Source organism: Amycolatopsis sp. NPDC104775, from assembly GCF_055583325.1.
In genome coordinates this window covers 44,843-60,052 of record NZ_JBVJOE010000003.1, presented here as the reverse complement: position 1 = coordinate 60,052, position 15,210 = coordinate 44,843, and the positions used below count along the sequence as shown (strand labels likewise).

The 15,210-nt window shown below is 69.6% G+C and carries 14 protein-coding genes; 10 read left to right on the top strand and 4 right to left on the bottom strand.

Features of this window, described 5'->3' with window-relative positions; genetic code table 11:
• The first annotated feature begins 123 nt into the window (after positions 1 to 123).
• Genes ACZ63D_RS14570 through ACZ63D_RS14540 form a run of 7 tightly spaced genes read left to right on the top strand, consistent with a single transcriptional unit; the run spans position 124 to position 6,602 of the window.
• The gene (locus tag ACZ63D_RS14570) at positions 124 to 867 is read left to right on the top strand and encodes a UDP-N-acetylglucosamine acyltransferase (RefSeq protein WP_465354811.1); all 744 of its coding nucleotides are present in this window, start codon (positions 124 to 126) and stop codon (positions 865 to 867) included.
• 9 nt (positions 868 to 876) lie between these two features.
• On the top strand, positions 877 to 1,122 hold the full coding sequence (locus tag ACZ63D_RS14565) for an acyl carrier protein (RefSeq protein ID WP_465354810.1): 246 nt from the start codon (positions 877 to 879) through the stop codon (positions 1,120 to 1,122).
• Positions 1,115 to 1,846, top strand: a complete 732-nt coding sequence (locus ACZ63D_RS14560) for an SDR family NAD(P)-dependent oxidoreductase (RefSeq protein WP_465354809.1) — start codon at positions 1,115 to 1,117, stop codon at positions 1,844 to 1,846. Before ACZ63D_RS14565 ends, ACZ63D_RS14560 begins: the two co-directional genes overlap by 8 nt.
• 28 nt (positions 1,847 to 1,874) lie before the next feature.
• Entirely contained in the window at positions 1,875 to 3,284 is a 1,410-nt protein-coding gene (locus ACZ63D_RS14555; RefSeq protein WP_465354808.1) for an AMP-binding protein, read from the top strand.
• Complete coding sequence (locus ACZ63D_RS14550; protein ID WP_465354807.1) at positions 3,281 to 4,333, top strand: LuxE/PaaK family acyltransferase; 1,053 nt, start codon at positions 3,281 to 3,283, stop codon at positions 4,331 to 4,333. The genes ACZ63D_RS14555 and ACZ63D_RS14550 overlap by 4 nt, the downstream gene beginning before the upstream one ends.
• Positions 4,330 to 5,574: an acyl-CoA reductase gene (locus tag ACZ63D_RS14545; RefSeq protein ID WP_465354806.1), complete on the top strand. Its 1,245-nt coding sequence runs from the start codon at positions 4,330 to 4,332 to the stop codon at positions 5,572 to 5,574. The genes ACZ63D_RS14550 and ACZ63D_RS14545 overlap by 4 nt, the downstream gene beginning before the upstream one ends.
• Positions 5,575 to 5,588: 14 nt before the next feature.
• Positions 5,589 to 6,602 carry a lysylphosphatidylglycerol synthase transmembrane domain-containing protein gene (locus ACZ63D_RS14540; protein ID WP_465354805.1) on the top strand — a complete coding sequence of 338 codons (1,014 nt, stop codon included), beginning with the start codon at positions 5,589 to 5,591 and terminating at the stop codon, positions 6,600 to 6,602.
• Between the two features lie 66 nt (positions 6,603 to 6,668).
• On the opposite strand, the gene ACZ63D_RS14535 is transcribed toward ACZ63D_RS14540, so the two are convergent.
• Positions 6,669 to 6,860 carry a hypothetical protein gene (locus tag ACZ63D_RS14535; RefSeq protein ID WP_465354804.1) on the bottom strand — a complete coding sequence of 64 codons (192 nt, stop codon included), beginning with the start codon at positions 6,858 to 6,860 and terminating at the stop codon, positions 6,669 to 6,671.
• A gap of 81 nt (positions 6,861 to 6,941) precedes the next feature.
• Positions 6,942 to 8,840, bottom strand: coding sequence for a DUF6541 family protein (locus ACZ63D_RS14530; RefSeq protein ID WP_465354803.1), 1,899 nt, complete (start codon positions 8,838 to 8,840; stop codon positions 6,942 to 6,944).
• A gap of 204 nt (positions 8,841 to 9,044) precedes the next feature.
• Between ACZ63D_RS14530 and ACZ63D_RS14525 the strand changes: the two genes are divergently transcribed.
• Positions 9,045 to 10,562, top strand: a complete 1,518-nt coding sequence (locus tag ACZ63D_RS14525; RefSeq protein ID WP_465354802.1) for a hypothetical protein — start codon at positions 9,045 to 9,047, stop codon at positions 10,560 to 10,562.
• A gap of 65 nt (positions 10,563 to 10,627) precedes the next feature.
• Positions 10,628 to 11,359 carry a lysophospholipid acyltransferase family protein gene (locus ACZ63D_RS14520; protein ID WP_465354801.1) on the top strand — a complete coding sequence of 244 codons (732 nt, stop codon included), beginning with the start codon at positions 10,628 to 10,630 and terminating at the stop codon, positions 11,357 to 11,359.
• A gap of 4 nt (positions 11,360 to 11,363) precedes the next feature.
• On the opposite strand, the gene ACZ63D_RS14515 is transcribed toward ACZ63D_RS14520, so the two are convergent.
• A complete protein-coding gene (locus ACZ63D_RS14515; RefSeq protein ID WP_465354800.1) occupies positions 11,364 to 12,188 on the bottom strand; it encodes an HAD family hydrolase in 825 nt (274 codons plus the stop codon).
• Between the two features lie 57 nt (positions 12,189 to 12,245).
• Between ACZ63D_RS14515 and ACZ63D_RS14510 the strand changes: the two genes are divergently transcribed.
• Positions 12,246 to 13,133, top strand: coding sequence for an LLM class flavin-dependent oxidoreductase (locus ACZ63D_RS14510; protein WP_465354799.1), 888 nt, complete (start codon positions 12,246 to 12,248; stop codon positions 13,131 to 13,133).
• Between the two features lie 40 nt (positions 13,134 to 13,173).
• Here ACZ63D_RS14510 and ACZ63D_RS14505 read toward each other — a convergent pair whose 3' ends face one another.
• Complete coding sequence (locus ACZ63D_RS14505) at positions 13,174 to 15,186, bottom strand: DUF6541 family protein (protein ID WP_465354798.1); 2,013 nt, start codon at positions 15,184 to 15,186, stop codon at positions 13,174 to 13,176.
• Positions 15,187 to 15,210 lie beyond the last annotated feature (24 nt).

Genomic DNA, 15,210 nt, shown 5'->3' with positions numbered 1-15,210 from the left:
CGGAAAGCCGCCGGTTCTGCGCCCGGACGCCCTGCGTGCACGCGGGCCACACGTTACCGGGCGCCGCCGCCAGCCCTCGACCCCAGGCCGTCCCGGCCGGAAGCGACGAACGGATCATCGACTGTGTCACCTGCGGCACCCAACCGGATCCACCCCACGGCAGTCGTCGGCGAGGGCGTGGAGCTGGGCGAAGGCAACGTCATCGGACCGTACGCGGTCATCGTCGGCCCGACCCGCATCGGCGACGGGAACTGGATCGGCCCGCACGTGACCATCGGGACGCCCGGCGAGGACCGCGGGCGTCCGCATCCAGCGGCCTGGGAAGAAGCGCCGACCGGTGATCCTGACCAGGACGGCTACGGCGTCGTGATCGGCCATCGCAATCGCATCCGCGAGTACGTGAGCGTGCACCAGGGCACCTGGCGCACCACCACCCTCGGCAGCGACAGCTACTACCTGCGCGGCGGCCACATCGCGCACGACTGCCTGGTCGGCTCGGGCGTCACCGTCGCGTCGAACGTGATCACCGGCGGGCACTGCCACATCTGGGACGGCGCGAACCTCGGCATGGGCACGGTGCTGCACCAGCGCGTCGTGATCGGGCCGGGCGCGATGGTCGGGATGAGCTCGGCGGTCCGCCGCGAAGTGGGCGCTTTCACGATCGCGGTAGGCAACCCCGCCAGGGTGACCGGCGTCAATGTGGTCGGGCTGTCCCGGCGCGGCCTCGACGAGGCGACGATCGAGGCGCTCTCGCCGTGGCTCAAGGGCAAGGGCCCGTTGCCGGACGACGGGCTGGCCGATCGCCTTCCCGGGGACCTCTCTACCGTGGTCAAAGCGTGGGACGCCCGCCCGCGCGAGGAACACTAGGAGCTGTGAATGTCGGAAATCGCCCCCAAGCTGCGCGAGGTCTTCGTCGAGGCGCTGGACCTCGACGGGGACGTTGACGTCGAGAACCTCAAGTACCGCGACCTCGAGGCGTGGGACTCGGTCGGCCACATGGCGCTGGTCGCCGCCATCGAGGACGAGTTCGACGTCGAGTTCGACACCGACCAGGTGATCGACATGTCGAGCTTCAAGGTCGCGGTCGACATGGTGACCGAGCTGAAGTCGAAGAATGACTGATCTGTCCGGACGCGTCGCGCTCGTCACCGGCGGGACCCGCGGGATCGGCCTCGCCACGGCGAAGGCCCTGGCCGAGGCCGGGGCCACCGTGGTGCTGACCGGCCGTGACGAATCGCGCGCGAAGGAGGCCGCGGCCGCCGCCGGCGCTTCGGCCGGGCTCGCGCTCGACGTGACCGACGCCAAAGCGGTCTCCACGCTGGTGCGCGGCGTGGCGAAGGAACACGGCAAGCTCGACATCGTCGTCGCCAACGCCGGGATCATGGAGGACGCGCTCCTCGGCATGATCAAGGAAGACCTGGTCGACACCACGCTGAGCACCAACGTCGCCGGCACGCTGCATACCGTGCAAGCCGCCGCGAGGGCGATGATGCGGAAGAAGACAGGCTCGATCGTCGTGCTGGCGAGCATCGTCGGCGAGTACGGAAGTGCTGGTCAGACGGTCTACGCGGCGTCGAAGGCAGCGGTGGCGAACATCGCGCGTTCGGCGGCGAAGGAACTCGGCCGCTCCGGCATCCGCGTGAACGCGGTCGCGCCGGGCGTGATCGACACCGATCTCACCGCGGGCCTCGCCGAGGACGCGAAGGCGGACAACATCGCCCGCACGCCGCTGGGCAGGCTCGGCGTGGCCGAGGACGTGGCGAAGGCGATCCGCTTCCTGGTGAGCGACGAGGCGTCGTTCGTGACCGGTCAGGTGCTGGGCGTCGACGGCGGCTTGGTGCTGTGAAGTGCGCTCGCGAGGGCGAGGAGGTTCGGTGAATCTGGTTGGCGAAGGGGCCCGGCTGGTCGATGTGGCCGGGGGCCGCACGCTGGCGGGCGACGAGCTGACGGCGGAGATCAAGCGGTCCGCGGCCGCGGTGACGGAGCTCCCGTCCGGCGTGCTGTTCGCGCGGATGTCGCTGGACCTGGACAGCGTGCTGCGGTACCTCGGCGCGTTCGAGGCGGGACGGGCGATCGCGCTGATCGACCCCGCGCTCGACGCGGAGGTGCTCGAAGGCCTGATCACCCGGTTCCGGCCCGCTGCCGTCCTGGCCGCGCCCGAAGCGGACGAGCCCGAGGGCTACCGGGCCGAAGACGGGCATTGGGTGCGCGAGGCGGCCGACGGTGCCGTCCCGCATCCCGACCTCGCCGTTCTGCTCCCGACCAGCGGTTCCACTGGCAATCCGAAGCTGGTCCGGCTGTCCCGGCAGGGACTGCTCGCCAACGCCGACGCCATCGCGCAGGTGCTGGAGATCGACGCGGACGAGGTCGCGCCGACCTGCCTGCCGTTGCATTACAGCTACGGCCTTTCGGTGCTGAATTCGCATCTGCTGCGTGGTGCGACTGTGGTTATCGAACAGTCGGGCGTTTTGGGTCGCGGATTCTGGGATGCGGTCAAGGAACACGGCGTGACTTCGCTGTCCGGCGTGCCCTATCACTACGAAATGCTGCGCCGGCTGAAGTTCGACCCGGCGAAGTACCCGACCCTGCGCACCCTCACCCAGGCGGGGGGAAAACTGCGGGACGACCTGGTCGCCGAGTTCAACGACAAGATGCTCGCGGTCGGCGGCCGGATGTACGTCATGTACGGCCAGACCGAGGCGTCCCCGCGCATGACCACCGTTCCGGCGGAGCGGCTCGCGGACAAGATCGGCTCAGCGGGCCCGGCGCTGCCCGGCGGCTCGTTCGCGATCCGCCGCGACGACGGCGAGGAAACCACGCATCCCAAAATTGTCGGTGAGGTCCTTTACCGTGGACCCAACGTGATGATGGGTTATGCCGAGGACGAAGCAGGGCTGAGCGCGGGCGACGAATACGGCGGCACGCTGGCCACCGGTGATCTCGGATACCTCGACGAAGAGGGGTATCTGTACATCACCGGCAGGCTCAAGCGGATCGGCAAGGTGTTCGGAAACCGGGTCAGCCTGGACGACCTGGAGCAAGCCGTGCGCACGGCCGCGGTGGGCATCGATGTGGTGGCCGCGGTGCCCGCGGGCGACAAGGTCGTGCTGTTCGCCGAACTGCCCGAGGACGACGGCGCGAAGGCGATCTGCAAGGACGCCGCACGGGCGCTGGCGGAGCGGCTGCACCTGCACGCCAGCGGGTTCGACGTGCGTCCGATCGACACTGTGCCGCTGCTGGCCAGCGGGAAGATCGACTACCGGTCGCTGGAAGGACGGGTATGAGTGTGTTCACGCGCTCGCAGGCGGAGCGGGAGGCGGCGCTGCTTCCGGAGCTTGCGGAGCTGACCGCGCACCACCGGGCGAACTCCGCCGGGTACGAGCGGATCCTCGCCTCGCTCGGTTTCGCGCCGGACGCGTCGTTCGCCACGATCGCTGACCTGCCGTGGCTGCCGGTGCGGATGTTCAAAACGCATGATTTGAAGTCCATTCCGGACGCCGAGGTGTTCAAAACCCTCACGTCCTCGGGCACCACCGGGGCCGGTGCGTCGCGGATCTACCTGGACAAGGAAGCGGCGGGCGCGCAGACGAAGCAGCTCGGCGCCACCCTGCAGGAAGTACTGGGCGGAGAGCGGCTGCCGATGCTCATGGTCGACACCATCGGCATCATCAAGAACCGCCGGTCGTTCTCCGCGCGCGGCGCGGGCGTGCTCGGCATGGCGAACTTCGGCCGCAAGCACACCTACGTGCTGGACGAGAACGACAAGCCGGACGTCGAGGCCGTGCGGAAGTTCCTCGCCGAATACGGGGACCGGCCGTTCCTGATCTTCGGCTTCACCTTCATGGTGTGGCAGTACCTCTACGAGGTCGCGCGCGAGCACAAGCTCGACCTGTCGAACGGCATCCTCATCCACTCCGGCGGCTGGAAGAAGCTGATCGACCGCGCGGTCGACAACAGCGAATTCCGCCGCCGCTTCGCCGAGGACACCGGTCTCACCCGGATCCACAACTACTACGGGATGATCGAGCAGATCGGCACCGTGTTCCTCGAGGGTCCGTCCGGGAACTCCTTGTACTGCCCCGATTTCGCCGACGTCGTGATCCGCGACCCGGAGACCTGGGAAGAGCAGCCGGTCGGCAAGCCGGGCGTCATCGAGGTGGTGAGCACGCTGCCGCGGTCGTATCCGGGACACGTGCTGCTCACCGAGGATCTCGGTGTCTACAACGGAATCGACGACGGGGACTGGCCCGGCAAGCACTTCTCCGTGCTGGGCAGGCTGCCGAAAGCCGAGGCCCGCGGATGCTCGGACACGTTCACTGGAGCCGCCGCGTGAGTGCCTTGGAACAGCGGTTTCCGCTCGGCGATTCGATTTCGGTCGACGCGGTGCTGGACGAGCTGCGCGAGGAGCCGCCCGGCGGCCGGTTGACCGTCGGCGATCCGCGGGTGGTCGAGTTCGTCACGAAGTTCGCGCGCAAGCTGCTCGCGCCCGCGCTGGCGCGGCGTTTCCCGGAGCTGGCGTCGCTGGGTTTCTTCCTGCGCAAGGGAGAACTCGCGAAGTCACTGTCCACGTTGGAAACCAGCGGCGATGCACTGCGGTTCCCGCGCGGGCTCGTTTTCCACGTGCCCCCGGCCAACGTGGACACCATCTTCGTGTACTCCTGGGCGCTGTCGGCGCTGGCGGGCAACAGCAACGTCGTGCGCGTTTCCTCGCGCTCGGCCGGTGCCGCCGAGGCCGTGCTGGAAGCGTTGAACGCGGCGCTCGAAGACGTATCGCCGGAAACCGCGGCCACCATCCGGGCCACCCAGCGCATGGTCACCTACGACCGCAGCGACGACGTCAGCGGCGCGTTGTCGCTGGCCGCGGACCTGCGGGTGATCTGGGGCGGCGACGCTTCGGTGGCCGCGCTGCGGAAATACCCGCTGGCCCCGCACGCCCGCGACCTCACGTTCCCGGACCGATCGTCGTTCGCGATCGCCTCGGTGCGCGGCTGGCAGGAGGCCGCGCCGGAGCAGCGCAAGGCCGCAGCCGAGGGCTTCTATAACGACTCGTACTGGTTCGACCAAGCCGCCTGCTCGTCGCCGCGTGCGGTGTTCTGGGTCGGCGACGAGGCGGGCGCGCGGTCCGCCGGACAGGAGTTCCGCGGGCTGCTCGCCGAGGTGCTGGCAGCGAAACAGCACGTCACCGAGCCCGCGATGGCGGTACAGAAGCGGGTGTCGGCGTACGGCGCGGCGGTCGACGGGCTGGTGTCGTCGATCCGCTTCGACGGCAACGCGCTGGTGACGCTCGAGCTGGCCGACGCCACGGTGATGCCGCGCGAATGGCTGGGCGCGGGTACGTTCGCGAACGCCTCGGTGGCGTCGCTGGACGAACTGGTGCCGATCGTGCAGCGCAAGGATCAGACGGTGAGCCAATTCGGGTTCACCCGCGAAGAACTGACCGGATTCGTGACGGCTCTCGCCGGACGCGGGGTGGACCGGGTCGTGCCCTTCGGGTCGGCCCTCACGTTCGCCGGGGTCTGGGACGGCTACGATCTGCTGTCCGAGTTCAGCCGACTGGTCACAGTGCAGGCCTGAGGAGCTGAGAGGCAGTGACGACCGTTCGTACGGAGACGCCGGGGGACGACGCCGCGTCCACTGAGGACGCCGCGACCACCGGAAAAACCCGCAAGTCCACCAAGGCGCGGGTGCTCGACGTCGTGCGCTGGGTCGCCATCCTCTTGGTGATCGGTTTCGCGGCGAAGAGCCTGGCGTCCAACTGGAACGAGTTCTGGCACACGCTGGCGGACGTCGCCTGGCAGTCGTCGGCGCTGAGCCTGGTGGCGCTGGTCCTGTCGATCCTGGTGTCCACCTGGGGCTGGCAGGTCCTGGTTGACCACCTCGGCAAGCCGATCGGTTACGCCCGCGGTGCGCAGATCTGCCTGGTCGGCTCGCTCGGCAAGTACGTGCCGGGTTCGGTGTGGGCGTACCTGCTGCAGATGGAACTGGGCCGCAAGGCGGGCCTGGCGAGGGCCCGGATCTTCACCGGCTCGCTGATCCAGCTGGGTGTGAGCGTGGTGTCCGCGCTGGTCGTGTCGCTGCTCGCGGCTCCGGCGGTGTTCAGCAACAGCCCGCGGGCGATGTGGCTGTTCGTGCTGATCCCGGTCGGTCTCGCGCTGCTGCACCCGCGCATCCTGTCCTGGGGCACGTCCCTGGTCTTGAAGATCCTGCGCCGCCCGCCGCTCGCCGAGCCGCTGGGCTGGGGCGTGGTGGTCAAGGCGTTCGGCGCCTCCACCGGTGCGTGGGCGCTGCAGGGCGTGCACCTGTGGCTGCTGGCGAACTCGGTCGGCGCGCCGGGCTTCAACGGTTTCGTCCTGTGCGTGGGCGCGATGGCCGTCGCGATGACGGTCGGCACCTTCGCTTTCATCCTGCCCAGCGGGGTCGGCGTCCGAGAGGTCGCGCAGGTCGCGGTCCTCACCGCGAGCGGCCTGACAGTCGGCCAGGCAACGGCGTTCGCGGTGGCGTCGCGAGTGATGTTCACCGTGGCGGACCTGCTCACGGCAGGCTTCGCCGCACTGGCCGCGAAAATGGCGGCCCGTCGCCCGGTTCCGGCCGACGCCGCCTGAGTTTCTGATTGTCCGAGGAGGCCGCCCGGGTTCGGGCGGCCTCCTCGGTTTTCAGCCGGGTTCCGCTCACGGAACGAGCTTGCACGAGTCCGGCGCGGCGGTGGCGTGGATATCGAGGTTCCAACCGGAGCCGACGCTGGTGCCGTTGGTGCCTACCGGCAGCCAGGTGTCGGTGTTCGCGGAGTACCGGTACCAGCCCGCGTCGACCTGCTGGCCGCCGGGGAGCCGCGTGCCGTCCGCTTCCGGGGTGATCGTCAAGCGGAACCACGTGGTCGTTGCATCGAACAATCGGAAGGACGTCTACCTTCTGGCCGCTAGACGGGCTCGCCAACGATTCTCTTATCGATTCAGCTGGTAAATCACCGAATCCTGATTGCGGAAGACCTCTTTCAGGAACGGTGCACCGGCATCGAGCCCGCGCAGGCCGATCGAGTACTTCGCGCCGACCTCCGGTTTGCCGAGAATCAGCCAGTGAATGTTCATCTTCCGCACGATCTCGCGGACCTTCGGGTCCGTCTCGTACTCGCGGAAGTGCAGGGCGAGGTACTGGGCGTTGGTCGGCGGGAGCATCGGGTCGAAGTGCGCGGCTACGGTCCGGATTCCGGTGAGGGCGTAGGTCCAGGCGCTCCCGTCGCTGCGGTCGTTCATGACCCACTCGCCGGGCTTGACGAGTTTGCCCAGTTCTTCGATCGCCGTCTGCTCATACGGCGTGACTCGCTGGGTTTCCGGGTCCGGCTGGTGGTAGCCGGTGTGCACGATGTCGCCGTTGGGCTTGGCGTACAGGCCCTTGCTCATCACCACGAAGCCGAGCAGCACCACTGCCGCGAGCGCGGCTCGGGCGGCGAAGCGGGTGCGGATCCACTCCACGTGATCGCGGATCCAGCCCTGCGTTTCGGCGAGGCCGATCGCGGCGAGCACGGACAACGCCAGCGAGGCCAAGGACATCAGCCGCCACGGGTCGTCCCACCACGGCCGCGAAACCGCCATCACCAGGCGCGAATCGTCCGAGGACACCACGACGTAGAACGCGCCGGTCAGCGCTGCCGACACGCCGATCCAGCGCAACTGCCCGGCTCGCCCGAGGAAAAGGATGCCGAGGAAGAGCGCGACGGTGAGCCACAGCTGCGGATACGCCTCCAGCTTGTGCTGGAAACTGAGCAGGGCCCCGATCGATTCGTAAGAACGGTATTCGCTCGGCCAGCCCCCGTACGGCACGTTGCTGGCCGCGAGTCCGAGCGCGCCGAACAGCTGCAGCCACGCGGCGAGCACCGACACCACGGCGATCGGCAGCAGGGCGAGCAGGTCGCGGCCGATCTGCCGCCAGTTCCGCAGCCACCGCTGGATCAGCAGCGGCCCCGCGAACAGAATTCCGCCGAACAAGGTGGACGAATGGACGCACAGCAGCCCGACGGCGGTCAGGACCAGGAGGAGCCCGGTGTCCGGCGCGACCCGGTTCAGATAGCGGTTCAGCGCGACGGCGGCGAGCGGAGTCAGCGCGTTGCCGAGAGCGAACGGCAGCAGTTGCCCGCCGGTCATCGACTCGTACAGTCCGAAAACCGGGGCGACCGCGGTCAGCGCCACCGCGCCGGCCAGGACGGCTCGCCCTCGGAATTCCCGCACCAGCGCGATCAGCGTCAGCGGCAGCAGGAGCGGCAGCAGCAGCGTGTTCGCGTCGAGCGCGGCCGGGATGCTGGCTCCGCTGATGTTGTAGGTCAAGGCCGTGAGCAGGTGGTACGCGTTCGGGTAGAACACCGGCGCGGCATCGCCGTACCAGTTGACCGTGCCGGTGCCGAACAGGCTGCCGTCGCCGGTGTCCGCGAGGTAGCGGACCGCGTTGCCGTGGTAGACGGCGTCGAATCCCTGCGGCAGGGCGTCGATCGTGCCGAGCCCGCGGACCATCGCGTAGATGCCGGCGACGGCGGCGATCACCAGGCAGGCGCCGATCGCGAGGTGCCCGCGCAGATCCCACAGCTTCGGGGCCGGTTCGTGCGGCCAGCGCCGGACGGTGAGCCGGCGGACACCGAACGCGACGCCCGCGAAAAGCACGGTCGCGATCGCGTACGTGAGGGTGTTGAACGGCAGGCCCATGGCTGCGGCCCAGGGGCCGGTCAGGCCGCCGATCGCGTAGCTCAGCAGCGGTGCGAGGCCGGCGAGGGTCCACCCGCGCAGTCCCAGGGCGAGACCGGTCAGCAGCCCGGGAAGAGCGATCACGACGACAGCAACGCACACGGCAAGCACGTATCAAACTATGCCTGGGCCGATCAGGGGGCGTGCAGCCGGGATAGCGGGACGACCGTGCCACACGCAGTGCCGAGCTGACCCTGACATACACCCGATCGGCTGATGTCGGCGGAACGCGGCCGCGCGCTTGACTGGAACTGGTGAGGAACGGTCCGCCAGGGGTCGGCCGGACGGGTGAGGGGCGCGGGAGGCTGGGGGCGCGTGGTTTACGCGGTCGTGGGGGGATGGCTGGCGCTGGCCGCGCTGGTCGTCGCCGCTTGGCGGCGGATGGGGCGGGACCGGCGGTGGCGGGTCGCGGTTCTTCTTCTCGTTCTCGGGTTTTCGCTGCTGCATCAGCTGTTGTTCGCCACCGCGACCGAGGACGCGTACGTCAGTTTCCGGTACGCGCAGAACATCGCCGACGGAATTGGTCCGGTATTCAACACCGGTGACCGCAGCGAGACGTACGCGAATTTCCTCTGGCTTGTAGTGATCGCATTGCCACGCGGGGCATTCGGAGCGGAAGTGCCGGACGCGGCTGTCGTTTTGAGCAGCGTGGCAGCGCTGGGGTGCGTGTTGATGGCGTATTTCCTCGCCAATCGCATTGCCGCGCTCGCGTTGCCGGACGAGGTCGAGCCCCGGCGGGCGATTGGGGTCGCGGCGGCCTTGCTGACCGCTGGCGCGAACGGGCTCGCGGTGTACGGGCTTTCGGGTACTGAGCTGCCGATGTTCGCGTTGCTGGTGCTCTGCGTCGCATATGCCTTGGTCGCGGGTCGGCCATTGGTCGCTGGCGTGCTCGGGGCCAGTGCGGTGATGACGCGGCCGGAAGGACTGGTGCTCGCGGTCGTCGGCGCGGTCTGGCTCGTCTTCGCAGCCGTGCGCGGGCGGCATACCTGGTGGGCGCCGGTCGGTTTTGTGCTGGGCGCGCTGGTGTTCCTGGTGCCGTGGACGGCTTGGCGCGTCACCTATTACGACCGGTTCGCGCCGGACGCGACTCTGCTGTCCGGGCCGGATTGGCCGTATCTTGGCGGCTTCGCCTTGGCGCACTTAGGTTTTCTCGTGCCCGCCGCGGTCGTGGCGGGACTGGTGGCGGCGCGGGGGCGCGCGGCGGAGGCCCGGTCGGCGTTGTGGTTGTTGCTGGCGCTCGCCGTCGGCCACACCGTGCTCGTGTTGGTCTTCGAAGAGGATCCGGGACTTTCGTGGCGGCTGCTCGTGCCGGTGCCGCCATTGCTGGCGGTCGTCGCGGTGGCGGGATGCGGTGTCCTAACTCCAGCACCGCGGCCGCGAGCGGTTTCCCGGGCGGTTCCAGCGGCTACCGCGGCGCTCACCGGGGTCGCGGTGGCGGTCTCGGTGTTCAGCCCCGAGGTGCTGGAGCGCGTGCGGGCCTGGAACACGCAGGGCGCGCAACTGGCCGAGGTCGGCGACTGGCTCGCCCGCTACCTGCCGCCCGGGTCCGTCGTGAGCGCCGGGGCGCCGGGCCTGCTGGCGAGCCGCGCGGGCTCGAAGGTGCTGGTGGTCGGGCTGGACGCGGAACGGTCGACGCTCGCCGTGCCCGGCCGGTCGGGGTACGCCAGCCGCCAGGATTGTGCCGACGACCTGCCTGCCTGGTACCGCGTAGCGACCTTCCGGCGCACCGGGACTCAGCTCTGGATCTCGGTCTACCCGCGCGCCGACGACGCCAGTCGCCTCGTCGGCGAACTCGACCGCGCCCCGGACTTCCACTACGTGTCCTGTCCCTGAAGTGTGGCGGAGCCGACCCGCGCGACCTACCGGCGGGAAACCTACGGTCCCGTAGCCTTGGTCGCATGGCTGACTTCGTGTACCCGCCCGTCCTGGTTGCCGCGCGGCTGATGTTCCGGCTGCTCGACAACCGCCTCCGGGTGACCGGAGCCGAGCACGTGCCCGCCCGCGGTGGTGCGGTGCTCGCCTGCACGCACGTCAGCTACCTGGACTTCATCTACTGCGGCCTCGGCGCCCGCCCGGCGAAGCGGCTGGTGCGGTTCATGGCCAAACAGGAGATCTTCAGCAATCGCGTCGCCGGTCCGCTGATGCGCGGCATGCACCACATCCCGGTGGACCGCGCCGCCGGGCAGGCGTCGTACGACGAGGCCGTGGCGCGGCTGCGCGCGGGCGAGGTCGTCGGCGTTTTCCCGGAGGCCACGATCAGCCAGTCGTTCACCGTGAAGGACATCAAGACCGGCGCGGTCCGGATGGCCGCCGAGGCGGGCGTGCCGGTGGTCCCGATGGCGCTGTGGGGCACGCAGCGGCTGTGGACGAAGGGCCGTCCGAAGGACCTCACCCGCAGGCACGTGCCGATTTCCGTGGTGATCGGCGAGCCGATGCGCCCCGGCCCGGAGGACTCGTGCGAAGCGCTGACGGCGGACCTGCGCGCCCGGATGTCGGAGCTGCTGGAGAAGGCGCAGGCGGAGTACCCGGAGGCCCCGGAAAGCGACGCAGAGCGCTGGTGGCTGCCCGCGCACCTGGGCGGCAGCGCGCCGACGCCGGAGGAAGCCGCCGAGCTCGACCGCCGCTCGTGAGCGGTTAGAACCAGCGCTCCAGCACTTGCGCGACGCCGTCCTCCGCGGCCGGTCCAGTCACCTCGTCCGCCACCGCCAGCACGGCCGGGTGCCCGTTGGCCATCGCGACACCGTGCCCGGCCCACTGCAGCATCTCGACGTCGTTGGGCATGTCGCCGAAAGCGATCACCGACGACTGGGGCACGTCGAAGCGTTCGGCGATGTCCGCGAGGCCGGTCGCCTTCGTCACGCCGTGCGCGGACAGTTCGATCAGCCCGCCCGAGGACGAGTACGTGACGTCCACCGCGCCGTCGAGCACCGCGCTCACCGCTTCGGCCATTTCCTCCGACGTCATTCCGCGGCGGCTGACCAGCAGCTTGATCGCGGTTTTGCCGAGCACCTCGGCGCGCGGCGCGATCCAGGTCTTCTCGTCGCCCCACGGGTTGTGGTACTCCGGCTCGATCACGAAATTGCGCAGTTCGCGGTCCACCGATCCGGTGCCGATCCGTTCCGCGGCCAGCCGGCAGCCGGGCAGCGCCTTGTCGAGCGCGGAGGCCAGGTCGTGCAGCAGTTTCGGCTCGAGTTCACCGTGCACGGCGACCACCGAATCGGTGCCGATGTCGAGCAGCACGGCTCCGTTGGCGCACACCGCGTAGCCGGTCAGGCCGAGCGGCCCGGCGATCGGCGCGATCCAGCGCGGCGGACGGCCGGTGCACAGCACGAACGGCACGTCGTCGGCCAGTACGCGCTGTACGACCGACACTGTGCGCGGCGTCACTTGTTCGCTGGGGCCGAGCAGGGTGCCGTCGACATCGGACGCGATCAACCGGGGTTTCTCCACGCGTCCCATTCTCCCGGTCGCCGCCCGTTCGAGCGAATGTCAGTGCCGGACGTTACGGTCGGCCTCGTGCGAGCAGGCATCGTAATTCTTCCTGAAGACCGCTGGTGGGCGGCCGAACCCAAATGGCGCGCGGCCGAGGAGTACGGCTTCGACCACGCGTGGACCTACGACCATCTCGGCTGGCGATCGCTGGTCGACGGGCCGTGGTTTTCCGCCGTGCCCACCCTCACCGCGGCCGCCATGGTCACCTCCACGATCCGGCTGGGCACCTTCGTCGCCTCGCCGGTCGCGCGGCACCCGGTGCCGTTCGCGCGCGAGCTGATCACCCTGGACGACGTGTCCGACGGGCGGTTCGTGCTGGGCGTCGGCGCGGGCGTGGACAGTTCGCGGTACGACGCGCAGGTGCTCGCCGCGCCGGAGCTGACCGCGCGGCAGCGGGTCGACCGCTTCACCGAGTTCGTCGAGGCTCTCGACGGGCTGCTGATGACCGACAACTTCGACTTCTCCGGCGAGTACTACTCCGCGCGCGGCGCGCGGAACCTGCCCGGCACGGTGCAGCGCCCTCGGCTGCCGTTTTTGGTCGCGGCCAACGGCCCGCGCACCATGACGCTGGCCGCGCGGTTCGGCGCGGGCTGGGTCACCACTGGCCGCGGCGGGGACACCCTCGACGAATGGTGGACCGGCATCGAAGAGCTGGTCCGCACGTTCGACCAGCGGCTCGAAGCGGCCGGCCGCGAACCGGCGGGCATCCAGCGGCACCTGAGCCTGGATGCGGCGCCGGTGTTCTCGCTCAGCAGCGTCGCGGCGTTCCGCGAGGCCACCGAACGTGCCCGGGAGCTGGGCTTCACCGACGTCATCGCGCACTGGCCGCGTTCGAGCGGGCCGTACGAGGGGCACGAATCGGTGCTGGAGAAGGTCGTGGAAGAAGTGCTGCCGGGTCTCAAGGCCGAGTGACGGTTCCGGGACCGCGGCTGGGCGGCCGCGGTCCCGGACGTCACTTGATGATCGTGTAGATCTGCGCGCCGGGGTTGTCGTACACGAGGCGCAGGAAATCGCTGCCCCGGAGGTCGCGCAGGCCGGGGGCGATTGGTGCGTCCTTGGCGATCGACCCGCTGCCCACCAGCACGTGGCGCACCTTCAGCCGCTGTACCGCCTCGCGCACGCGGGCGTCGAGGTCGTAGTCGCGGAAGTGCAGCGACAGGTAAGTCGCGTCCGGCGAAACGGGGCCGCCGCCGTCGTAATGGCCCGCGACCGGGTGGACGCCGGTCAGCGCGTACATCCACGCGGTGCCGTCCAGCCGGTCGTTCAGCACCTTCTCGTCGGACGGGATGTGCATCCGGCCCAGGAAGTCCATGGCCGCGATTTCGTCCGGGCTGACCGGCGGCGTGACCTCGCCCTCCGGCCCGTTGTAGTACAGGAACGACACCGCGGTGGCGTTCGCGGTGCGGTAGAAACCGCCGGTCAGCACCGCGGTCACGGCCACGACGACCGCCGCGGCCGCGATCCCGAGCCGGGAGATCACCTGTGGCCGCTCCTGTGCCCAGCTGATCGAGCGGATCACCCGCGCGATCCAGCGCTGCAGCTCCGCCATGCCGTGCCCGGCGAGCAGGCACAGCGGGATCGCGGCCAGCGCCATCAGGCGGAACCGGTCGTTCCACCACGGCCGCGACAGCGAGATCACCAGCGGCGAGGCTCCGTAGCAGGTGACCAGCACGAACAGCCCGGACAATCCGATCGCGGAGATGATCAGCCAGCGCAGCCTGCCGAGCGAGCGGAAGCTCAGCACGCCGACCACGAGCAGCACGGTGAGCCACAGTTGTGGCTTGTGCAGCACCTGCTGGAACGTGCCGAGCATGTTCAGCGCGGACAGGACCGGCAGGTCCGAATTCCACGGCTGGTACGGGTACGCGCCGGAGGTGAAGCTGATGGCGCCAAGGATCTGCGGCGCGGCGAACACGACCGCGAACACCATGACCGGCACTGTGCGCACGATGTCGCCGCCGATCACGCGCCACCCGCTGCGCCCCTCGGGCACACCGTCCACCTGTAGCCGGCGAAGCGACCGATACCAGCGCTGCAGCACCAGCGGCGCCGCGAAGAGGACGCCGCCGAATAGCGCGCTCGAGTGCGCGACAAGCAGACCGTCCGCCGTCAGTGCGAACACCAGGCCGGTGTCGACGCCTGGGCGTACGAGGAAGCGTTGCAGCGCCACCACCGTCAGCGGCGTGAGAACGATGCCCAGCGCGTACGGCAGCAAGCCGCTTGAAACCGACTCGTACGCGCCGGTAGTCGCCGCAGCGGCGATGAGAGCCGTGCAGCCCGCGAAGACGGCACGGCCGCCCATCTGGCGGACCAGGGCGACCATCGACAGGGCGAAGATGCCCGCGACCGGCATGGTGATGGCGTTCAGCGTGACCGGGATGCTCGTGCCGGAGATCTGGTACACCAGCGCGCCGACCAGGTGGTAGCCATTCGGATAGAACGAGCCGTCCGGATACCAGTTGATCTTGCCCATGCCGACCAGCGAGCCGTCGCCGGTGTCGGCGATGTAGCGGATGCCGTTCGCGTGGAAGACGGTGTCCCAGCGCTGGAAGACCGCCGTCGTCCCGCCGCGCGCGGACAGCACAACGGCGATCGACAGCGCCGTCGCCACGACGACACACGCGGCGACCGACCACTGCGCGCGCGTGCTCCAGGCGACCGGAGGCTCCTCCGCGCCCGGTTTGATCCAGCCGCGGACGAGGCAAAGCCGTCGGATCCCCCACGCGACCCCCGCTAGCAGCAGGGTGCAGGCCGCGGCGGTGAAGACGTTGTAGGGAAGACCGACAGCCGACAACCAGGGCCCAGCCAGGCCGGTGACGGCATAGCTGAGCAGCGGCGCGAGCCCGGCGAGGGCCCACCCGCGCACTCCCGCGGCCCGGCCGATGAGGCCGCCCGGGGCTGCCAGCACGGCCAGGTACGTGGCGACCGCGCCGAGATAGGTCCAGAAGGTGTCTGGTGCAGGCATGCTTCTCACGTGTGTAGTGCCGGT